General features: G+C 50.5%; 17 protein-coding genes. 6 read left to right on the top strand and 11 right to left on the bottom strand.

Features of this window, described 5'->3' with window-relative positions; all coding sequences use genetic code 11:
* Window position 1: 1 nt before the first annotated feature.
* Together cydB and AAIH57_RS21305 are read right to left on the bottom strand one after the other, a co-directional pair.
* Window positions 2–1,057 (bottom strand): cytochrome d ubiquinol oxidase subunit II, encoded by a 1,056-nt coding sequence (gene cydB / locus AAIH57_RS21310; RefSeq protein WP_430022899.1) that lies wholly within the window; start codon window positions 1,055–1,057, stop codon window positions 2–4.
* On the bottom strand, window positions 1,002–2,417 hold the full coding sequence (locus tag AAIH57_RS21305) for a cytochrome ubiquinol oxidase subunit I (RefSeq protein ID WP_175396833.1): 1,416 nt from the start codon (window positions 2,415–2,417) through the stop codon (window positions 1,002–1,004). The genes cydB and AAIH57_RS21305 overlap by 56 nt, the downstream gene beginning before the upstream one ends.
* A gap of 384 nt (window positions 2,418–2,801) precedes the next feature.
* Here AAIH57_RS21305 and AAIH57_RS21300 point away from each other — a divergent pair, with 384 nt between their 5' ends.
* The 5 genes from AAIH57_RS21300 (at window position 2,802) to AAIH57_RS21280 (ending at window position 7,606) form a co-directional block, all read left to right on the top strand.
* Complete coding sequence (locus AAIH57_RS21300) at window positions 2,802–4,094, top strand: hypothetical protein (protein WP_430022898.1); 1,293 nt, start codon at window positions 2,802–2,804, stop codon at window positions 4,092–4,094.
* On the top strand, window positions 4,094–4,984 hold the full coding sequence (locus AAIH57_RS21295) for a glycosyltransferase (RefSeq protein ID WP_430022897.1): 891 nt from the start codon (window positions 4,094–4,096) through the stop codon (window positions 4,982–4,984). The genes AAIH57_RS21300 and AAIH57_RS21295 overlap by 1 nt, the downstream gene beginning before the upstream one ends.
* A 1-nt stretch (window position 4,985) precedes the next feature.
* The gene (locus AAIH57_RS21290; protein WP_430022896.1) at window positions 4,986–6,326 is read left to right on the top strand and encodes a glycosyltransferase family 4 protein; all 1,341 of its coding nucleotides are present in this window, start codon (window positions 4,986–4,988) and stop codon (window positions 6,324–6,326) included.
* The gene (locus AAIH57_RS21285; RefSeq protein WP_430022895.1) at window positions 6,323–6,994 is read left to right on the top strand and encodes a class I SAM-dependent methyltransferase; all 672 of its coding nucleotides are present in this window, start codon (window positions 6,323–6,325) and stop codon (window positions 6,992–6,994) included. Before AAIH57_RS21290 ends, AAIH57_RS21285 begins: the two co-directional genes overlap by 4 nt.
* Window positions 6,995–7,057: 63 nt before the next feature.
* Window positions 7,058–7,606, top strand: a complete 549-nt coding sequence (locus AAIH57_RS21280) for a hypothetical protein (protein WP_430022894.1) — start codon at window positions 7,058–7,060, stop codon at window positions 7,604–7,606.
* Window positions 7,607–7,694: 88 nt separating this feature from the next.
* Here the strand turns inward: AAIH57_RS21280 and AAIH57_RS21275 are convergent, their stop codons facing one another.
* The 7 genes from AAIH57_RS21275 to AAIH57_RS21245 form a co-directional block, all read right to left on the bottom strand.
* Window positions 7,695–9,002 (bottom strand): MFS transporter, encoded by a 1,308-nt coding sequence (locus tag AAIH57_RS21275; protein WP_430022893.1) that lies wholly within the window; start codon window positions 9,000–9,002, stop codon window positions 7,695–7,697.
* A gap of 66 nt (window positions 9,003–9,068) precedes the next feature.
* Window positions 9,069–10,247 carry a winged helix-turn-helix domain-containing protein gene (locus AAIH57_RS21270; protein WP_175396839.1) on the bottom strand — a complete coding sequence of 393 codons (1,179 nt, stop codon included), beginning with the start codon at window positions 10,245–10,247 and terminating at the stop codon, window positions 9,069–9,071.
* Between the two features lie 166 nt (window positions 10,248–10,413).
* Complete coding sequence (locus AAIH57_RS21265; RefSeq protein ID WP_430022892.1) at window positions 10,414–11,208, bottom strand: ABC transporter ATP-binding protein; 795 nt, start codon at window positions 11,206–11,208, stop codon at window positions 10,414–10,416.
* Window positions 11,209–11,210: 2 nt separating this feature from the next.
* Window positions 11,211–12,071 carry an ABC transporter permease gene (locus AAIH57_RS21260; RefSeq protein ID WP_430023114.1) on the bottom strand — a complete coding sequence of 287 codons (861 nt, stop codon included), beginning with the start codon at window positions 12,069–12,071 and terminating at the stop codon, window positions 11,211–11,213.
* Window positions 12,072–12,221: 150 nt separating this feature from the next.
* A complete protein-coding gene (locus AAIH57_RS21255) occupies window positions 12,222–13,271 on the bottom strand; it encodes an ABC transporter substrate-binding protein (RefSeq protein WP_175396842.1) in 1,050 nt (349 codons plus the stop codon).
* A 315-nt stretch (window positions 13,272–13,586) separates the two neighbouring features.
* Complete coding sequence (locus tag AAIH57_RS21250; RefSeq protein ID WP_312884309.1) at window positions 13,587–14,225, bottom strand: helix-turn-helix transcriptional regulator; 639 nt, start codon at window positions 14,223–14,225, stop codon at window positions 13,587–13,589.
* 21 nt (window positions 14,226–14,246) lie between these two features.
* A complete protein-coding gene (locus AAIH57_RS21245) occupies window positions 14,247–15,134 on the bottom strand; it encodes a rhodanese-related sulfurtransferase (RefSeq protein WP_175396843.1) in 888 nt (295 codons plus the stop codon).
* A gap of 417 nt (window positions 15,135–15,551) precedes the next feature.
* Between AAIH57_RS21245 and AAIH57_RS21240 the strand changes: the two genes are divergently transcribed.
* Window positions 15,552–19,178, top strand: coding sequence for an InlB B-repeat-containing protein (locus AAIH57_RS21240; RefSeq protein ID WP_430022891.1), 3,627 nt, complete (start codon window positions 15,552–15,554; stop codon window positions 19,176–19,178).
* A gap of 97 nt (window positions 19,179–19,275) precedes the next feature.
* Here AAIH57_RS21240 and AAIH57_RS21235 read toward each other — a convergent pair whose 3' ends face one another.
* Window positions 19,276–20,700, bottom strand: a complete 1,425-nt coding sequence (locus AAIH57_RS21235) for a YfcC family protein (RefSeq protein WP_430022890.1) — start codon at window positions 20,698–20,700, stop codon at window positions 19,276–19,278.
* Window positions 20,701–20,704: 4 nt separating this feature from the next.
* Window positions 20,705–21,898: a M20 family metallopeptidase gene (locus tag AAIH57_RS21230; RefSeq protein ID WP_430022889.1), complete on the bottom strand. Its 1,194-nt coding sequence runs from the start codon at window positions 21,896–21,898 to the stop codon at window positions 20,705–20,707.
* Window positions 21,899–21,978: the final 80 nt, after the last annotated feature.

The raw sequence follows: 21,978 nt of genomic DNA, 5'->3' as shown, positions 1-21,978 counted from the left end.
GTCAGTACTCCAGGTGATGCTGCTCGTTCAGACGTTTGCGGAAAATGTAATAACTCCAGATCTGATAGCCGAGAACAAAAGGCAGCAGCGTGCAGGCTACAATGGTCATCACTTTCAGCGAATATGCACCGGATGCCGCATTGTAGACCGTCAGGTCAAACGCGGAGCCAAAGGAACTCACCATAACTCTTGGGAACAGGCCGATAAATACGGAAGCAAAGGCGATGGCAATGACACCTCCAGTCATGCCAAAAGCCCAACCCTCGCGCTTATGCCGCACGAAGTAAGCGGCAAGACCCAAGGAGACAGCGCCAAGGACCACCATGATCCAGAGCGCCCAGCCGCGCACGGCGAACACGTCCGTCATGAAGTATGTCATTATGGCATACACCGCAAGAATGGCAGCCAGCGGCAGCATCAGTTTTTGGGCAGTTTGCAATGCTCTCTCCCTGAGATCGCCAACCGTACGCAAGGAAGCGAACAGCAGTCCGTGAACGAGACACAACAAGGTTACGCTTAAACCGCCAACGACAGTATACGGATTGACGATGTCCAGGAATCCCGCACGCATCTGCATCTGCCCATCGATGGGGAGACCCTTCATGAGCGTGGCAAACACTACGCCGAACAGAAAAGGCAGGAGGCTGCTTGAGACAACAATGATGACGTCCCATGTTTTGCGCCAGCGTTCATGTCTCATTTTACTGCGGAATTCAAAGGCCACCCCGCGACCAATTAAGGCCAATAACACCACTACAAGCGGCAGATAGAAGCCACTGAATAACGTAGCATACCAGTGAGGGAAGGCAGCAAACATTGCTCCCCCTGCCGTAATCAGCCACACCTCGTTGCCATCCCAGAACGGACCAATCGAATTGATCAGGGTACGGCGTTCACGATCCGTTTTGGCAATAATGCCAGTCGACATGCCAACCCCAAAATCAAAACCCTCCAGAAAGAAAAATCCAACAAATAATACGGCAATCAGCAAAAACCACAACTCACTTAGTGACAACGGAATAACCCCCATCCACGCCGAACGGATCGGACGATTCATCGTGGTCCTCCGGCTTTTCTACTGCATATGGTCCTGCCTTGATCTCACGCACGAACAGATAGACCATCACAATACCCAGAACCGTATAAGCTGCTGTAAATGCAATGGTAGAGAACAGAATCTGGCCTGCACTCACATTAGGCGATACACTGGCTTCGGTCGTCATATATCCGAATACCGTCCAAGGCTGCCGCCCCACCTCCGTCATGATCCAGCCCGACGTATTGGCGATAAACGGCAGGGAGATGGCAAATACCATCAGGCGCATAAACCACTTTCCGGCTACCTCCAGCTTCCTGCGGAAGGCCAGGAACGTACCGTACAAGGCGAGTATAATCATTAAACCACCCGCTGCAATCATGATGCGGAAGCTCCAGAACGTCGTCCGTACTGGCGGGATGTAGTCCCCTGGCCCATAAGTCTGCTGATACTCAGCATTCAGCTCCTTCATGCCTTTGACACTTCCGGAGAACTTGCTGTAGGACAGATAACTGAGCAATCCGGGAATCTTGATCTCACCGGAGTTCTCCTGTTTGTCCGGATCGATAAACGCGACTACCGTCCATGGTGCAGGATCTTCCGTTGTTGTCCATGTCCCTTCACTGGCTGCCATCTTCATGGGCTGCGTTTCCACCAGATATTGCGCCTGGAAGTGCCCGGAGAACGCTACACCGAATGAGGAAACAAGACCAATGATGATCGCAATGTTGAATGATTTGCGGAAAATCTCCACATCCTGCTTCTTCATCAATTTGTAGGCACTAATTCCCGTTACCACAAAGGCACCCGTCATTAATGCGCCGAAGATGGTATGCGGGAATTCAACCAGCAGCTGACCATTGGTAAGCAGTGCCAAGAAATCATTCATCTCCGCACGGCCGTTGTTAATCTCGAAACCGACCGGATGCTGCATGAATGAATTGGCTGCCAGAATCCATAGCGCGGACAGGAATGTGCCGACAAATACGAGCCAGATACAGGCCAGATGCACTTTTTTGGACAACCGATCCCACCCGAAAATCCAGAGCCCGATAAACGTAGACTCCATAAAGAACGCCAGTAAGGCTTCAACCGCCAGCGGCGCACCAAACACGTCCCCGACGAAGCGGGAATACTCGGACCAGTTCATGCCGAACTGGAACTCCTGCAAAATACCCGTAACGACCCCGACAGCAAAGTTAATCAGGAACAGCTTGCCCCAAAATTTGGCCATCGTTTTGTAGATTTCCTTACCTTTGACTACGTACAACGTCTCCATAATTGCTACCAGCAGCACAAGACCGATGGACAGCGGTACAAAAAAGAAATGGAAGATCGTTGTGAGTGCATATTGGATACGCGATAACATAATCGGATCCATACCGTTACCCCTTCTTTCTGTTACATCGCAGTTAATTCGCATTCGGCATGGAAGCTGCACCTTCGCTGTCTGTCCGCCAAATACGCTTGATGAACGTATTGTGCCAGATTGCCTATTTTCTACATGTGACAATTATCACAATCCTCGTTGGAATTTCGAAAAAAATGTGACGATGGTCACACATTAGATAAAATTCAGCCTATCAATATGGCTTGCCAGCTTCGTCTATTCAGGGAAGTTGCTCATGTTTGGCACATAATGCCCATATGCTAGAGTCAGACATATCATGCGAAGTGCCATAAGGGCTTTACATATGATGTGGAAGAACGGATCCCGGAAACGGGGCAGAAACCTTGAACGCAGTCAAAGTGAGGTGATTAACACATGGATAAATCCGAAACCATACCGGAAAAAGCCACAGAACCGGCTTCAAAAGAGGGGAATGCAGAGCTCCCTCCCATCAGGTATATTCTCTTTCCACGCAAAGGCGGATGGTCCACTTTTCCTTACCCGGGCATCGCTGCCTTACTTGGGGCAGAGGGAGAGGTCTTCTATGTAAGCAGTCAGGAACGTTCAGAAGATATGCCCCAGGCCATTGCAGTGGTTACCTTGCCGGAAGCAGAATTACTGCTGCAGCAGTCTCGCACCGCAGCTGTAATCACCCACCCCTATTGGCTCATGGCAGCAGCTTCGCTGCATCCGGAGATCTGCATTGTACTGCTTCCCGAACCGGCAGGCGATGAAGCGGAGTCGCCGCTGTGGGAAAGCTGTATATCCCGGCTGGTTGGCGTTGCATCCCTGGTCGGCACGTCTTCGGAAACACGTTATATGAAGCTGGCCTTTCAGGGTATACGCTCGGTCTGGTTGGGTGGTGAAAACACGGCTCCTGCCGGCTCCATACCAAAGAATGATCTCGATTTTCCGCTAAAGGATTACGAATTGCTGTTCCTGCACGCCCTGAGACAAACCGTTGCAGGTGCACCGGACACCATTACTCCGCTCCAGTGCAGTATGCGTGCGGACTATTATCGCCAGCTCCGTTCAAAAACGGGGCCGCATGAGACGATTTCCTTTTTGCTGGCAGCCTATGAATACTTGCTGGACGATTCGCGAGCAGCTGCATCGCTTAACGAGGCTTTCATCCATGCCATCATGAGCGGACGAAGTGACTGCGTCCATTCCCACTACCGGTTCCTCTCGGCCATTCATGCCAAAGCAGGAGAAGTGGAGCATGCGCTGCAGGTCTACGGGATCAGTGCAGGCCATGCACAGGAACGGCATCACTATGAACAGTTATGCCGCTGGCTGGAGGCCGGGGAGAATCAACTTGTTCAGGCGGAGCTGCTGCGAATAAACGATGATTACGGAGCAGCACTCAGCATACTGGACGCACTTGGAGGAGAGACCGCGCGGCATTGGAAATTCCGAATTTATCAGGAGACCGGACGTGTGGAGGACGCCATGGCTCTGGTACACGCGGTGGATATTCAGGATGGCTCCAGCCGCAGGGATTATCAGGTATTATCCGGTACTGCCATGGCACTTCGCGGAGAACGCCACGGGGCAGTACGTCAGTTCCTCGAAGCAGCCATGGAGAATGAGGATGCACTCGCCCGGATTGTGGAGTTGGAACTGCTGGATCAGGCTGTACAGCAATTACTGGGGGAGGTGCCGTGATGCTGGACCCGAAGAAGCGCACACAACATATTCGGGGTCTGGGCATGCAGACAGACATCCGGGTTGATGTCCCCTCAGCTTTAACTGAATCAATTGCAGACAGTGTGGTGCATTCGAAGGGCACGGAGGAGCAGCGGGAACGTTCAAACCCGGTATCCTCTTCCATTCGCCGCGTTCGCAAAAGTAAGGGAAATAAACTGACCGCAATGCTGCAGGTCCGCAACGAACGAGGCAGATACCTCGAAGAGGTACTCGGTGATCTGAGTGAGTTCGTGGATGAGATCGTTATTGTAGATGATGCGAGCACAGATGGCACACCCGACCTATGCAGGGCCTATCCGAAGGTTGTCCGTCTTGAGGTGCTGGAGAAGCCCCTGTTCGCCGAGGAATGGCGGCTCCGTAACGCCCTGTGGCAAGCGGCAGTGAGTACCTCCCCAGACTGGATGCTGTCCGTCGATGCGGATGAACTCTACAGCTCGGAGGCCAAGGAAGCCATACGTACTCTGATCAATCAGGAGCATGCGGACTGGGTTGCATTCCGGTTTTACGATATGTGGGGTGGTCGAACTCATTATCGGGATGATGAATTATGGGGACTGCACAGACGACACACGGCCTCCCTTGTACGCTATATGCCGAACTATCCCTACTTTTACCCGCAGCAAAACCATCATGTTCCCCGCCTCCCCTTGTCCTGCACAGGCCTGCCTGGTATTAGCACGGAGCTGAAAGTACAGCACCTTGGATGGGCGGGCAGTCTGGAAGACCGGGTTCGCAAGTATCTGCGTTACAAACGCATTGATCCAAACGGCCAGTGGGGCAGTCTGGAACATTACGAATCCATCCTGGACCCGGAACCTCGGCTGGTTCCCTGGAAGGAGGAGCGGTGAGATGGGTGTGGTCAGTATTTTGACACACAGCTTCACAGATGGATACAACCGGGATTTCGGCCGGGTATTCGGAGGTGGGCTTGAACGTTACATTCTCGATCTGTGCAGCGTGATCCGCGAATTGGGGCACATTCCCGAAGTGCATCAGCTGTCCTATTATGAAGCATTTCAGACGCGGACGGAGCAGATTGACGTGTTTGGATACGCCTATGATATGGATGATGTGCCTGATGCCTTTGCCCGGATGGCCGCAGCAGCGCGCGGTCCCGTAATCTATGCCAGCTGCCTCTGGCAGCCCATCAGCTACAAACCCGGCAGTCTGGGGATCTGCCACGGCATTAACTGGGATCGTCCCGGTCTGCCGCTGGAGACCAAACAGCAGGTCGCCGGGCACATCCAACTGGCACTGGATGGACTGGTACGCATCGTATCGGTGGATTCCCATTTCCAGACCTTTTGCCGGGCTGCATGTACGTTTCGCGATCCCAATCAGGTTGTCCTTATTCCCAATGCAGTGGATACCTCCTATTTCACTCCAGCTCCGCCCAGACCCAGATTCGGTCAGGAACAGGAAGCAGAATGGTTGTCAGCGTGGAAGGAAGACCTTGCCAGCCAGGAAGAAGACACCGGGGTAGTCATATTGGGGTTGAGTACAAAAGAAGCGATGGAGCTCGCTGATGCTGACTTTTCCGATATGACCAATGAATACATTGAACCTGTTGCCAGCACCATTAGCCCTGATTTACATCCGAACCCTTCGCGCCCACTGCGGATTTTGTATCCGCGCAGAGTCAGTATGGAACGGGGCATTATCCCCATGATGCTTGCCTCAGATCGGCTGCTGGGGGCCTTTCCTGACCTGGAAATTGAATTTGCCGGAGAACTGGTCGAGGGCAGCACTGTAGGCAGAGCGTTTCGCTACTGGCATCGCACTCACCCCCACAAAGATCGGATAATACAGCGTACGTATGACTTCAGGGATATCCGGGAGGCCTATCACCAAGCCGATATTGCTGTGATTCCTACGGTGTTCTCGGAAGGTACCTCCTATGCCTGTCTGGAAGCCATGAGCTGTGGCATTCCGGTCGTTGCCTCCAACGTTGGCGGATTAAACGATCTCATTCAGGATGGTTTCAACGGGCTGCTTGTACCTCCGGGAGATGATGCTCTCACTGCTGCTCTGGTACGTCTCCTCGAGGACAGGGCAGAGCGGGAGCGCTTGGGCATATACGCCCGGGAGACAGCACTGGCCTACGACCTGTCCGGATGGCGGCGCAAATGGAGTACGGTATTGGAAAATTTCCTGGCAGACGCAGGATTGAGAGAGGGGATTCGGGGATGATGGACACACCCAATCAGACAGAACAGCTGGAATCAAGATACGTTCGGCAAAGTGACCCCAAAACAGATACGCTGATATTTCCGCTGCATCCGGCATGGTGGAGCAGACCTTACGAATACGAGTGGGCCCGTCAGTTTGCCCGTTCGGACGACGTCGTACTGGATGCGGCCTGCGGCATCTCCCACCCGTTCAAATTCTGGTTGGCCGAACACTGCCGGGAAGTTCATGCCTGTGATTGGGATGAACGCATTTTGTCGGAAGAAGCCATCCGGCTGAATATTGCTTCTGACTTTGGCGAAGAGGCCGCACGTGATCTGCCGGAATCCTACTTGACCAGGCTGCATCGCGCCCGGGCCAATCTGGCCCAGCTGCCGTATGCATCCGGCATGTTTGACCGAATATTCTGCATCTCGGTTCTGGAGCATCTGGATACAGGCACGATGCTGCGTGCCTTTCGCGAATTTGCCCGGGTCATGAACCCGGATGGACAATTAATTGCGACCTTCGATGTACCGGAGATGCGGCCTGATCTACTCGAAACCATCATGGCTGTTACCGGGCTGACGATTGACGGGAAGCTCGTTGTGGATGAGCCGGATGATGCCATCTGGTCAGACATGTATGGTGCACCGATTCGCTGCTTCCGGGCAGTTATTCGGAAAGGATGAAGTATTCTGAGTTAAACATGTTAGAGATGAACGAATAGCATCCTGCAGCGGGCTGCATCGCTCGTGGAAGAGGCTGCGCCAGAAGCTGTCAGGCGCAGCACTCCCGGCATTGTTGCGCCACCGGAAAATAACGCAGGGAGCGTGGGAAGTCTGTTTAATTCAGGTATAACCAATTCCACCACCCTTGGGTTATTGGGAGGAAGCGTAATCGTGACTGTCCAATTGGCCAATCCTGCTGGAAGCGGCAGAACATTGTATGTATCCCGATTTTCTGGTGGAATCACGGTCTCCCTCAATCTCCTGTCTTCCTTCAGTGGATCCATGATCCTCAGTGCCAATGGAACGCTGGCCTCGCCCAGTACACTAACACCTGTGAACAGCAATCTGTCCAGCACCAACACCAGTGTTGCAGCGGTCCGATTCTCCACTTCCGCTCCATCCGGGGCAACCACGTTAATGACGCTGCCTTTGCAAGCGGGACCCTTTTCATCCAATGTTTTTGGCAGTTATGTCATCCCGCCAGGACAGTCCATTAATCTGACGGTCAGCGGTTCCCTCACCGTCGGTGGCCTGCTTGCTTCCACTGCCTATTTCGCTTGGTGGGAGGTATAATCTATCCCTCTTCAAGAAGAGAAAGCCGCTCTCCGTCGAACCGGAAGCGGCTTTTGATTATTGTTTTTTTGCACCAGAATTACTGATGTTATATGTGTTCCTGCCGGACAGCACCCAGCGCTTCCTGGCCATTCCACAAAACACGCTGCAGCAATATACCTGCAAAACCAATAGCAAGCGTCGCAATACCAATGTATTGAAAGGTAAGACTTGGCCCTGTCGCACGAATTAATGCACCCCCTGCAAGCGGGGCAACGACAAGCACGATACTGGACAGAGAATTTTGGATGCCGAAGACGCGCCCTACATAGGCAGGAGGCGTTTCCTTTTGCAGCAAATAATTGAGCGTCACCATAAAGAGACCATTTCCGAGTCCGATGCACAGCCCCCAGACGATGACCCAAATATCTGGTGTTAGCGGCGCAACTCGTCCTAAGGCAGCAATACCTACCCCAATAACAAGATAACCCCCTCCGAGCCCCCAGCCATAACCGATCCGCGGCAGCCGATTCAACAGTAGAATCATGATGACTGCACCCGCACCAGCTGACGAGCCGAGCCATCCGATCAGGGCTTCATTTTCCGGTTTAATGCTGCGAAACAGCGTCGTGAACTGGTAATCAATCATAAGAATGGCCATTAAGCCAAAACACCCAAATAGGATGGTGCTCAGAATGGGCCGACTGCTGCGGATAAAGCTCCATCCTTTTGCCCATTGCGCAAGCACAGATTCGTTTTCTGCCTTCTCCTGCCCAAGCGTTTCATCCATATCTGAATCTTTTGGCTGTTCCGTTAAACGTCGCAAAGGCCATAATACCAACCCAGATAATAGACGAGTGCAGGCATTGATGACAATGCAGATCTGGGGTGAAAATACGGCCAGGATTACGGCACCCAGCAGCGGCCCAGCCACCTTGGAGCATTGTCCAACAAAGCCGTTCAGGGACGAAGCCTGAAACAAATGCTCCTCTGCCACTACTTGACGTGTCAGCGCCTGTTGGGCCGGAATGTGGAAAACTCCCATCATGGCTCGCAGGGCCAGAAGCGGAAGCAGCCATGCCGCACTAGGGGCGAACAGGATGGCCAATGTCAGTACAACGGTAATCACATCACAGAGCATCATGATCTTTACTTTGTGCAAACGATCCGCCAGCGTACCTGCGACCGAGCCCAGCAGTATGCCCGGGACAGCCATACAAACCGGAATAATCGCGATGATTAGTGGATCGGCACCCCACCGATATGCAACCATCACCTGGATGGCGAGTGCATCGAACCAGTCCCCAAAGGTCGCGAGCGCGTACGCGATAAACATGCGGACAAACTGAAAATTACGCCATAAACCTTTGGATGACATTTTGGACGGACTGGATGATTCATTGGAAATGCTAGTCATTATGTAGTAACCCTCCTTGATTACAGCCGTAGTGGTCTGTGTTCCATGGCTGTAATCATACGGGAGTTATATCAGAGGAAGATCAGAGGCTGGAGGAAACATGGATAAAAAAGCCCGGATTTCATCCGTAATCTGCTGTCCATATTCAGGAATTCCAAATTCTTTGGCGATTTCTGTGTAAACTTGTCTATATTTATGAAGCAGACGCCCCTGGATCCGGTGATGTGCCATGAACAATAGCACTTGATGCGCAGAATTTATATATAACGGTGCGTTTAAGCTCATTTTCAGCACATCGAGCCCATCATCGATTCTTGGCTCTGCTTCACGGGTCCGTCCTTGCCTCAGTAGCCATAACCCTTCCATCACCTGAAATCGCCCGATTTCACGCAAATAGGGTGCATCCTTCAAGCCTGATCGTAATGTGATCATCTGCTCCTCCACCCTCTCACCACTGCCGCCCCACAGCTCTACATACAATTCCGACAGTGCTACGGGAAGCTTGAAGTTGACCAGGTTGTCTGTCTCAATGACATGATATGTATCTGCCAGCTGCGCTTTGGCCCGTCGATATTGACCCACCTCTGCATAAACCTCAACAATATTCAGGATGCGGAGCTCTCGAAGCTGATCCGCGGACAAAGCCGATGAGCCCAATGCCCGTTCATACAACTGTAGGCTTTCCTCTGGTTCAACCAAGGCGTGTACAAAAATCAACAGCCAGTACACACGCTCCTCGAAAGGTATTTCCTTCGTTGTGATCAGCCATTCCAGATCTCCCTGAATAAAGCGGGTATACAATTGATAGAACGAGTCAATCTGAATGCCGAGGGCGTCCTGCTGATGAATCAGGGTTAGCATCGATCGCCCCTGCCCAAACAGATGATATTTGCGGAACAATCCATGGATCACTTCTCGCATCTCCAGATCTTGGGCGGAGGGATTAGAGGGCAGTGCTGTCCTATTGGCCTGAATGGTGAGCCGGTAACCATAGCCGCGTACGGTATCCAGCGAAATTTCTTCCCAACGTTTCAGTTTCTTGCGCAGCCGATACACATGATCATCCACGGTGCGTTCAACCGGATACTCCAGCGGCCATACCCGGTCCAGCAGCTGGCTGCGTGTAAATGCTTTTTCCTTGTTCTCGTATAAAAAATGAAGAAGCGCAAATTCCTTCGCCAGCAGTCGGATGGAATCGGTACGCCGGGTTACGGTAAATGTGCCTTCATCAAATTGCAATGACATGCTTGGTCCTCCTGTGCAAACTTGCTAATCCTAACGGTGTGGCGTCATTCCAAGATTTGATTTCACTACAATCTCGTATTTATGACATTGAAATCAATGTACCACAAAAAACCTTTTGCGAGCACGCAAAAGGTTTTTTGTATGATCTAACCCTATATCCCTGTACCTAACCAAGAACAACGCGGTCGTCTGCCATCTTTTTGCCGCTGATGCGCTCGAATTCGATGAGCAGCTCGGGTACGGTCAGTGTACGCTTACGCTCTTCACTGACATCCAGAATGATTCTGCCTTTGTCCATCATGATCAAACGGTTGCCAAGACGAATCGCTTGCTCCATATTGTGGGTAACCATTAAGGTGGTCAATCTCATCTCACGCACCAACGTTTCGGTCAGTTCCGTGATCAGTTCGGCACGCGCAGGGTCAAGCGCTGCGGTGTGCTCATCCAACAGCAGAATCTGCGGTTGGGTAAAGGTCGCCATAAGAAGGCTGAGCGCCTGGCGTTCTCCGCCTGAGAGGAGACCCACTTTGGCATTAGGACGCTTATCGAGTCCAATCCCCAGCTTCTGCAGCTGGGCATTGAAAATCTCCCGCCTTGCCCGGGTAACCCCGAAGCCAAGACCTCGCCCTTTACCACGTTTGTACGCCATGGCCATGTTCTCTTCGATGGACATATGTGGAGCCGTTCCTGCCATCGGATCCTGGAATACCCGGCCGATCCAGCTGCTGCGCTTATGCTCAGGCAGGTTTTTGATGGAACGATCATTAATCAGCACATCGCCCATATCCGGCTTCATTACGCCTGAAATGATATTCATCAACGTGGATTTCCCCGCACCGTTACTGCCGATAACCGTTACGAAATCGCCCGGATTCATCGTCAGATTCACGCCAACCAGTGCTGTTTTCTCATCGGTCGTTCCCGGATTGAACAGCTTCGTCACATGTGAAATCTCCAGCATGATCACATGCCTCCCTTCGCTTGTTGACCCGTGGACCGCATAAGCTCTTCGGTTCGTTTACGAGCAAGGCTCTTCTGCTTCATGGAGCGCTGCATGGTCGGGAACACAAGGGCAATGATGACGATCACCGCGGTAATCAGCTTCAGATCAGAAGTATCAAACCATTTGACCTGCAGGGCAAGCGCGACAACAATCCGGTAAATAATGGAACCAACCACAGCAGCGAGTGTTGCCCAGAATACCGTTCTTGCACCAAGAATAGCTTCACCGATAATAACAGAAGCGAGTCCGATCACGATCATACCAATTCCCATGGTGATGTCTGCGAAGCCGGATTGCTGTGCAATAAACGCTCCGGACAAGGCCACAAGCCCGTTGGACAAACTAACGCCAACAATGGTGGTCACATCTGTGTTTGCGCCAAAGCTGCGAATCATGCGTTTGTTATCACCTGTCGCGCGGAGTGCAAGTCCAATATCTGTTTTCATGAACAGATCGAGCATGATTTTAAACACCAGCACCACGATAATAATTAGCACCATGACATGTTCACCCGAGAATGGATTATCCATGCCCATAATGGATTTATTCGGTGCGCCAAGGATACGCATATTAATGGAGTAGAGCGCAATCATCATCAAAATACCGGATAACAATCCGTTAATTTTGCCTTTGGTATGAAGCAGACCTGTACATGCCCCAGCCACCATGCCTCCAGCCATTGCCGCCAAACAGGCGAGCCAAGGAGAGAAGTCATTGGAGATCATAACCGCTGCGATTGCGCCTCCTGTTGTGAAACTTCCATCTACGGTAAGATCGGGAAAATCGAGAATACGGAACGTAATATATACGCCAAGTGCCATCAGGGCATATAACAGACCGAGCTCTATTGCCCCTTCAATTGAATTCCAACTTATACTCACGCTACTTCCTCCCTGTCTATCGAAAAGAATGAGGCGAACCAACTGCACGTCCGCCTCGCATCCGTACTGCCGGGTTGTCGTCCGGTCAGATTATTGAATAATGTTGTTGTCCTGGTCCTGCACTTCAGCCTTCATCTCGTCGGTAACCGTGATGCCTTGGGCTTCAGCCGCTTTAAGATTCAGGATTAGATCGAGCTTGTCCGGAACAGTGACCTTCATATCGCCAGGCTTCGTACCATTCTTCAGAATGTCTGCGGCCATTTCGCCGACCTGGTATCCGTGGTCATAGTATTTGAAACCTACAGTTGCAAAGGCACCTTTTTCAACGGTATCCCGGTCACTGGAGAAGAACGGAATTTTGTTGCTGTTTGCCGTTTGAATGATGGTATCCACCGCACTGACAACCGAGTTGTCCAGCGTAATGTAGAAGGCATCGACTTTGCCTACCAGAGAATCCGTTGCCTGTTTAACTTCAGACGTATTTGTAACTGGGGCTTTCACCAGCTTGATGCCATGTGTTGCCAGCGCTTTTTCTGCATTGTCTGCCATGACAACGGCATTCGGTTCACCCTCGTTAATGACCAAACCAACGGTTTTGATGTCCGTCATGTATTTGGCAATAAAATCAGCCAATTGCACAATCGCCTCCGGATTCGTATCCGATGCCCCGGTTACGTTGCCACCCGGTTTGTCCATGTCACTCACCAATTTGGCACCAAGCGGGTCAGTGACCGCTGCGAAAAGCAGTGGCTTTTCTTTTACTTGTTGAGCCAGAGCCAGCGCAGATGGGGTTGCAATCCCCAGCACCAGGTCATTTTTGGAATCCCCTGCGATCTTTTGGGCAATGGACAGATTGTTTGTTGAATCACCTTGCGCATTATTGTAGTCAATGGTCAGGTTTTTATTTTCTTCAATTCCCGCTTCCTTCAGTGCCGCAATGAAGCCTTCTCGTGTTGCATCCAGCGATGGATGTTCCACAATTTGCGAGATAGCGATACGATACGATTTCTCTGCAGTGCCTTCACCCGCTGTAGTACCAGATCCTTCGGACTCTGTACCTGTACTGCTGTTATTTCCGCAACCTGCCGCTACGATCATTGAGGCAACCATCATCAGTGACATCCAGAACTTCTTTTTCATGTGAGAACCCCTCTCCATCTTCTAAATGTTGTACCCTTCCTCATCCAAGTGACACGATAGGGCGGGACAAAGCGAACGCTTCAGCGCATTGTTGCTTTTATCGACAAAAGCAGACAAACATAGACGTTCGTCATGCGACTGAAGTCCATGACCCATATTGGTCATTTTGTGTTTCTCTAATATTAAGGTGCGGCCTCTTTCCCGTCAATGGTTGAACCGCTTCCAATTTGGTTTGATCTTCTATGTATGATAGAAAACATTACATAAAGCAAAAAGAGATTGCTTCGAGTGATCGAAACAATCTCAAAATGTAAACTAATTTCCCGCAGCTTCGCGGATCTGATATGTGCATTTCTTGCCGCCGTCTGCGTAACATTCGGTGCGCTCCACATCCGCCTTCAACAAGGAACGGAACAGCTCGAGTTCACACCGGCAAGCCTGACGATATACATTCGCTACCTGCACAATCGGACAATTCAGCTCGGTTAACACGTATGAACCGTCCTCTTCTCTCGATGCATCCGCCATATAGCCATTTGCGTTCTGTATGCGTGCCAGCTCCTCCACACGTCCGGCCAGATCCTGGCCTTCCATCTGTGGTAACTTGCTGCGGAGCAACTTGTCCCGTCGGCTCTCGAACAACGTATCCACGATGCCTTCACCAGCCGACTCCGTCAGCTCCTCCAGCAGTTCAAGGGTAAGCGATGGATAGGATTTTGGAAAAAAGCCATCTCCGCGCGCCGTCAGGTGGTACACCGAAGAAGGACGTCCAGCTGTGGCCCGGGCTTCTCTGACTTCAATAAGTCCGTCCTGTTCCAGTGCCGTCAGATGACGGCGAATCGCCATGCCGGTCAGTCCCAATTCGGCAGTCATTTCCCTCGCGGTCATTGTGCCCTGACGCTTCAGCATGAACAATATCCGTTCACGAGTCGTCATTTCGTCTTCACGCTTCACGTGCAGCACCTGCTCTCCTGCTTATGCGTGTACCGGCGCTGCCTCCCGGCAAGCATCCGAACAAAAGCGGTTATGCGTCTCTTCGCAATCCTCACAGCACACGTGCTGCAGGTTGCAGGTTGGACAATTAATATATCGGTCATGTGTCGTTCCACAGTGATAACAGCTGGCAATGACGATATCTTCATCTGTCCGGTTAATCGGCACGGAGATTCGTTCGTCAAACACATAACATTTCCCGTCAAATAAACGTCCTTGTACTTCCGGATCTTTACCATAAGTCACAATACCGCCGTCCAGCTGTGCAACGTCCTGGAATCCTTCATTGATCATGAAGCCGGTCAGCTTCTCACAGCGAATGCCGCCCGTGCAGTAAGTAATGATCTTTTTGTCCTTCATGTCGCCCAGATTCTCCCGAATCCAATCCGGGAACTCGCGGAACGACTCGACGTCCGGACGAATGGCTCCGCGGAAATGACCGATTTCGTATTCGTAGTCATTGCGGCCATCGATAACGATGACGTCTTCCCGTTGCAAATGCTCGTGGAACTCCTTTGGTGAGAGACGTTTGCCGCTAATCACGTTAGGGTCCAGATCTTCGTCCACGCGGAAGGTTACCAGCTCCGCTTTGTGACGAACAAATATTTTCTTGAACGCATGCTCTTCCACATCATCAATCTTGAATACCATATCGCTGAACAGCGGATTGGCATGCATGTCCTTCATGTATTGCTCCGTTTGCTCCGGTGTACCGGACACGGTGCCGTTAATGCCTTCCGCTGCAATCAGAATGCGGCCTTTCACACCCAGGTCTTTGCAGTATTGCAAATGTTCTTGGGTAAACGTCTCGGGGTCTTCAATCTTCACGAACTTATAATATAAAAGCACGCGGTACGCGCTGTTACACATGTGTATCACCTGTTCCTATTCCATGTTGATATTGGCCGGATCATCCGACAAGCCTACAACGTTGCAACCTTGCTCATTAAAAAAGAAAATAAACAGCCGCCCGAAACATCGTCTCGAACTGCTGCCCAACATTCGACTTTTATTCCTGCATTCTAGTTTATCGGAAGCGGAATGGCTTAGTCAATATAAATGTATAGAAAGGGATGAAAGTTATGGAACATTCCAACCATAAATGATGTACGTCTGGAAAGTTTCAATAATTATTTTAAATTTGAACTGAAATCTTATTCATTTTTGCTTTCGTATCCATTACACTATGCTCATCATTATATGGCTTACCATTGTAAATCAGGAAAGTACAGTGGACGGGAGTAAGCATAACGTGAACATATCTATGAGGAAAATGGGGATGAAATTGTGAGTTTAACTTTATTCAAGAAAGTAAGTATCATCTGGTTGGTATTCCTGATCGGACTGAGTGGTCTATGGAATAATTCCAGCTTTGTACAACCGGCGCAGGCTGCGGGAGCAGAGCCTTATCTCGGTGAGATCAGATTATTTCCGTACAATGCAACACCCAGAGGATGGATGCCAGCTAAAGGCCAAACCATGTCAGTCACTCAAAATACCGCTCTTTACTCTCTGATTGGTCTGAATTTTGGGGGCGATGGAGTAAGAACATTTTCATTACCCAATCTAACAGCTGCTGCGCCTGATGGCATGGGCTACTACATAGCGATAAACGGAATTTTCCCTTCGCGTGAAGTGAGCATTTATGGTGAGGGACCATCCGTTCTTGGAGAAGTTCGTCTGTTTCCGTATCAGTTTACCCCACCAGGTTGGTTAGCTTTGAATGGCCAAGAGGTCTCAAAGTCCGCGTACAGCGACTTATATCAGATGATAGGCACGCCCGATGGTGGAGACGGGAATACCACATTTAAACTGCCCAGTTTCCCCAAAATGAACAATATCATTTACTATGCTATATCCACTGATCCGACCAAGCTTGCCGAAAATGGTACTGGCTCCGAGTATTTAGGCGAGATCATTCCCATGCTGGTTAACCTCTCGACTAAACACTGGATTCTTGCTGATGGGTCAGCACTTCTCACTAACCAAAATCAAGCCTTATTCAGCCTATTGGGTACCAGGTTTGGGGGCGATGGTCAGGTAAACTTTAAAGTCCCTAATCTGAACAGCAGTCAATCCGACCTGGTTTATTATGTTGCGAACGCAGGAGTATTCCCCAGCCTAGACTTTGGTCAACTGCCGGAAGCAATCGAAGACACCTATACCACCAACCAAAACTCCGCCTTGGTTGATCCTGCACCAGGCGTGCTAGCCAATGATAGGGATGCTTCTACCGCTATTTTGAGAAGTGGGCCGACGAACGGAACACTCGTGATGAATGCCAATGGTTCGTTTACTTATACTCCGAATGCCAACTATGTGGGAAGCGATAGCTTCACTTACAGTGCTTACAATGAATGGGGCACCAGTGTTCCGGTGGCAGTTTCCATAACTATTGAGCAAACTACAGCTCCAATCATTAGCGGCGCAGCTGACGGCGAAATATACAATCAAGCGGTCATACCTAGATTTAATAGTGGTACGGCACTACTTAATGGTGTTCCATTTGCAAATGGCACTGCGATCACGACAGATGGCGATTATACCCTAGCCGTTACCAATAGCCTTGGTACGACAACGATTCACTTTACGGTAGATACCCATCCCCCTGTTGTCACAGGCGTGACCCAAAACGGCGTCTATAACGTTAAACCCGAAATCACCTTTAATGAAGGAACAGCGACCCTCAATGGTTTCCCATTCAACAATGGGGATACGGTCCAATCTGAAGGAGAATATGTACTGGTTGTTACCGATCGTGCGGGCAATACTACAACCATCCAATTCAGCGTTTATGCGCCGCGAACGATCACGTTTAATAGTAATGGCGGTTCTAAAGTTACACAACAAACGGTGTCTTACGGTGAGAAGGCTATTGTTCCAGCAGTTCCAACCAAAGCCGGACACACTTTCGCTGGATGGTTCACCGATTCAGGCTTGAGTCAGGCCTTTAATTTCAATAATACAACTGTTACTGAAGATATTACGCTGTATGCGAAATGGACGATCAACTCCTACACCGTTAACTTTGAATCCAATGGTGGTACGGCAGTCGACGATCAATCTGTTCAATACAGAGAGTTAGCGACTGCTCCGGTCGATCCAACCAAAGAAGGACACACCTTTGCCGGATGGTTCACCGATTCAGATTTGAGTCAGGCTTTCGAATTTGAGAGTACGACTGTAACTGGCGATATCACCCTGCATGCCAAATGGACGATCAACTCCTACACCGTCAACTTTGAATCCAACGGCGGTACGGCAGTCGATGATCAGTCTGTTCAATACGGAGAGTTGGCGACTGCTCCGGTCGATCCAACCAAAGAAGGACACACTTTCGCTGGATGGTTCACCGATTCAGGTTTGAGTCAGGCCATTGATTTTAACAACACAGCCGTAACTACCGATCTTACGTTATATGCCAAATGGACGATCAACTCCTACACCGTTAACTTTGAGTCCAACGGCGGTACAGCAATCGGTGAACAGTCTGTTCAATATGGTGAGTTAGCGACAACTCCGGTCGATCCAACCAAAGCTGTCCACATCTTTGCTGGATGGTATACCGATTCAGGTTTGAGCCAGGCTTTTGACTTTGCCAACACAGTAGTAACTGGCGATATCACCCTGCATGCAAAATGGAATGCAAACCAATACACCGTCTCCTTCAATACTCTCGGAGGATCTGCAGTAGCTGATGTTGCTGTTGAGTATGGGAAGAAACTGTCAGCTCCGGTTTCGCCGAGCCGTTCAGGCTTTACGTTTGCAGGCTGGTATACCGACTCTGAACTGCAAACACAGTTCAACTTCGAACAAACGGAGATTACTGCCAATCTGACCTTATTTGCCAAATGGAATGTTAATGCTTCTCCACCATCAGGCGGCAATGGCGGTAACAGCGGCGGCTCCGGTAACCAAAATAACAACGGATCAAATGGTAATCCATCGCCATCTAACACAACAAATTCGTCAACTAATGGCCGTTTAACCCTTACAGCGGGGCAGGCAGGGCAAGTAAGTTTGGGCAATGGCATCACGTTAACGATCCCTGCCGGGGCGATGAATCAGGAACTGACGATCACGATGGATGAGGTTGCAGATTCTTCACACTTGCTGACCAATCAGACACAACTGCTTAGCCCGGTATATGAACTGCTCAAAAATGTCTCACAGAATTTCAATAAACCCGTAACATTGAAGATGGCCTTCGATGGATCAAGCTTGCGAAGCAATCAGCGGGCTGAACTATTCTATTTTGATGAACAAAACAAGACGTGGCTCTCGGCTGGTGAACCTTCTCTTGAAGGGTCACAGATCCAGGTGGACGTAGACCATTTCACCAAATTCGCTGTATTCGCAGTCGATCCATCTACAGCACCAACAGACATTGCGTTAAGCGATGTCGAGGGTCACTGGGCGGAAGAATTCATTCGGCAAGCTGTCCGTGATGGCATTGTGCAAGGGTACGCGGACGGATCATTCAAGCCAAACGCGTCCATTACGCGTGCAGAGTTTACGGTGATGCTGATGAATACACTGCAAACAAAGTACACAGAAGCCACTTTATCTTTTACCGACCGTTCAAAAATAGGAGCATGGGCACAGTCTGCTGTATCACGTGCTGTGCAAGCAGGATTCATTCAGGGAGACGCAGACGGCGCTTTCCGTCCGAATGATGCCGTAACCCGTGCCGAGATGGCCATGATGGTAGCGAATGCCTTGCAATTGAAGACAGAATCGGGCACCAGCTCCACTTTTGCAGATGACGAACAGATTCCTGTGTGGGCCAAAGCAGCGGTCGCTGGAATGCAAAATTCCGGATTGTTGAATGGTAAAGGATTGAATACCTTTGCTCCAAAAGATAACACCACACGTGCAGAAGCAGTGAAGTTACTGCTGAGCATGAAAAATTAAATCCCATAAATAAAAGCCTGTGTTCTGGCAGTATCCTATCTGAACTGTATATAACAGTTGGAGAGGAGCTGCCTCAGAACACAGGCTCTTTTCTTTATTAGGAATACTGAATGGTACTCGCGATCAGCATGAAGATAATGCCCAATGCAATCCACATCACCATCAGGGGCCAGAAAAACTTGACCCATTTCTGATACGGAATGCCGGATACGGCGAGACTGCCCATCAATGCGGAAGACGTTGGCAGAATCATGTTGGTGAAGCCATCACCGAACTGGAATGCCAGTACGGCGGTCTGACGGGTAATGCCGAGCAGATCGGACAGTGGCACCATGATCGGCATCGTTGTTACCGCCATGCCTGTACCGGATGTAATGAACACATTCATGATATTTTGGAAAAAGTACATGCCCAACACCTGAACGGAGGATGGCAGTTCACCGACCGCTGTAGACATCCCATACACAACCGAATCGATAACATTCCCCTGATCCAGAACAACCATAATCCCTCTGGCCAAACCGATGATAAAGGCTCCGTACGCGATACTACTTGCTCCCTTGACAAATTCACTCGCAATACGGCTCGGTCCGAATCCGGACACCAGACCGGAAATGACACCCATGCTCAGGAAAAGTGCCGCCAGCTCCTCCATCCACCAGCCTTCCTTCGATACGCCCCAGATCAATAGGGCAAACCCGGCAACAATCGTAACAATCGTAAGGATATGTGTGATGCGAATGGTTGGCAGCTTATTCAGATCAACGGCTGGTGTATCTCCTGCCTGCTCCTGTTCCAGCTCGTGTACCAAACCTCGAGTCGGGTCTGATTTTACCCTTGAAGCGTAGCGCATGATATAGATACTCGTAATGGCAATCAAGCATACCAGGATGATCGCACGCAGCCACATACCGGAGAAGATCGGAACTTCGGCAATGGCTTGAGCGAGCCCCACATTGAACGGATTCAGCAGTCCGGCGGTGAAACCACAGGAGGCGCCAAGTGAAATCATCGCTGTACCCGTTAGAGCGTCATATCCCAGTGCCCTGGCAATAGCGATACCTATGGGTACGAATACCATGACCTCTGTCGACATGCCCATCGTAAACCCGCCGACAGAGAACAGGGTGATAAACACTGGGATGACCCACAATCCCTTATTAGCGAATGAACGCGCCACCCTGCCAGTGAGGGCTTCGATCGTCCCCGTGCTTGTAATGATCTGAAAGGCTCCGCCAATGATGAAAATAAAAAATACGACGTCAGCGGAATCAACCAGCCCGCGGACGATGGATTTGGGGATATCCCACAGGCTTGTTGGATTGGCCTCCACATGATGATATGAACCCGGGACGAGCAGGGATTTGCCTGTAGCTTCATCTTTTACCCGGTCGAATTCACCTGCGGGAATGATGTAGGTCAGTACGGTAGCGACCAGTACCAGAATAAACAAGATGACAAAGGTATGCGGCATCTTGAACCATTTGCGTCGTTGTTGTGGTGGTTTTATTATGTTTTCCAATTGATCATCCCTCGTCCTTCTGTTGTTTCCAATCTTCAAATTCATTCCGCACCTGCTGCAATGCCGCCTTGTCCGCACACAGGTCATACGTTGTCAGTGCAAGTGCCTTGGCCGCACGGTTCAGCTCAATCATCCCCTCTTCTGCTCCGGCAAGCCGGGCAAACTCAGGGGTATGGGTCGTTGCGTCTCCCAACCGGATATACGGATGAATCGCTGCGGTTACCTGGCTCACATTGCCAATGTCCGATGAACCCACGCCACCCGTTTGCGGCGGATCATGTACTTCAATGCCCATGTCCTCCAGATTCTGCTGAAACAGACTCGCCAGCGCCTTGTTGTTATTGCGTTCGGCATAGATCAGTCCTTCCGAAATATCTACCGTTGCACCTACACCCTCGGCAGCATGGCGTACTACGCGGTAGACTTTCTCCATGACTGTCTTCAATTCCTCAACGGTTTTTGCCCGGATAATATATACCGCCTCTGCCAGTTCAGGCACAACGTTGGGAGCATCTCCGCCCTTGGTGATAATACCGTTCACCCGGACGTCATCCTTCAAATAAGGACGAAGCGAATTAATACCCGCATAAGCATTCACCAATGCATCCAGCGCACTGATTCCTTTCTCGGGGGAAGAGGCTGCATGCGCTTGTTTGCCATGAAAGGTGAAGGTTGCGTCCACACAGGCCAGCGCTCCCCGGAGTACCATCGTCTTTTGCTGCGGATGACACATCATGACCGCATCAATTTCGTCGAAGACACCCTCATTGGCCATGATGATCTTGCCGCCACCCTCTTCCTCGGCCGGAGTACCCAGAACAATGATCCGTCCAGGCAACTGAGGGCAGGCTTCCTTGAGAGCCAGCGCTGCACCTACTGCAGAAGTTCCGATCAGATTGTGTCCGCAGGCATGTCCAATGCGAGGCAGAGCATCATATTCGGCCAATAGAGCGATGGTAGGACCACCTGTTGCTCCTTCCCATACAGCTCGAAACGAGGTTGGAAGGCCGGAAATCCCTTTCTCCACCTGAAATCCGGCTGCTTCAAGCGGTTCAGTCAACCACTGCTGTGCCTGGACCTCCTTAAAACTAAGCTCCGGATTGGCATGAATGCGAAGCGATAACTCCCTTAGTTGTTGGTCAAGCTGATCCACCGTTTCCTTAATTTTTTGCTTCATATGAGCATGATCTTGATTCATAAAGTTTTGCCGCCTTTCTCCGAACCAGTTTTTCTATATTCAATTCAACCGAATAAATATACAATACGAATTTCATATAT

The sequence above is a fragment of the Paenibacillus sp. MABNR03 genome (assembly GCF_050455445.1).
Lineage (GTDB): Bacteria > Bacillota > Bacilli > Paenibacillales > Paenibacillaceae > Paenibacillus > Paenibacillus xylanilyticus.
This window is presented reverse-complemented; position numbering and strand designations above follow the sequence as displayed.

What these genes read in the sequence shown, in the direction of transcription:
- cydB (WP_430022899.1), bottom strand. Translation starts at nt 1,057, where the DNA reads ATGAATCGTCCGATCCGTTCGGCGTGGATGGGGGTTATTCCGTTGTCA.
- AAIH57_RS21305 (WP_175396833.1), bottom strand. Translation starts at nt 2,417, where the DNA reads ATGGATCCGATTATGTTATCGCGTATCCAATATGCACTCACAACGATC.
- AAIH57_RS21300 (WP_430022898.1), top strand. Translation starts at nt 2,802, where the DNA reads ATGGATAAATCCGAAACCATACCGGAAAAAGCCACAGAACCGGCTTCA.
- AAIH57_RS21295 (WP_430022897.1), top strand. Translation starts at nt 4,094, where the DNA reads ATGCTGGACCCGAAGAAGCGCACACAACATATTCGGGGTCTGGGCATG.
- AAIH57_RS21290 (WP_430022896.1), top strand. Translation starts at nt 4,986, where the DNA reads ATGGGTGTGGTCAGTATTTTGACACACAGCTTCACAGATGGATACAAC.
- AAIH57_RS21285 (WP_430022895.1), top strand. Translation starts at nt 6,323, where the DNA reads ATGATGGACACACCCAATCAGACAGAACAGCTGGAATCAAGATACGTT.
- AAIH57_RS21275 (WP_430022893.1), bottom strand. Translation starts at nt 9,002, where the DNA reads ATGACTAGCATTTCCAATGAATCATCCAGTCCGTCCAAAATGTCATCC.
- AAIH57_RS21270 (WP_175396839.1), bottom strand. Translation starts at nt 10,247, where the DNA reads ATGTCATTGCAATTTGATGAAGGCACATTTACCGTAACCCGGCGTACC.
- AAIH57_RS21265 (WP_430022892.1), bottom strand. Translation starts at nt 11,208, where the DNA reads ATGCTGGAGATTTCACATGTGACGAAGCTGTTCAATCCGGGAACGACC.
- AAIH57_RS21260 (WP_430023114.1), bottom strand. Translation starts at nt 12,071, where the DNA reads ATGGCACTTGGCGTATATATTACGTTCCGTATTCTCGATTTTCCCGAT.
- AAIH57_RS21255 (WP_175396842.1), bottom strand. Translation starts at nt 13,271, where the DNA reads ATGAAAAAGAAGTTCTGGATGTCACTGATGATGGTTGCCTCAATGATC.
- AAIH57_RS21245 (WP_175396843.1), bottom strand. Translation starts at nt 15,134, where the DNA reads ATGTGTAACAGCGCGTACCGCGTGCTTTTATATTATAAGTTCGTGAAG.
- AAIH57_RS21230 (WP_430022889.1), bottom strand. Translation starts at nt 21,898, where the DNA reads ATGAATCAAGATCATGCTCATATGAAGCAAAAAATTAAGGAAACGGTG.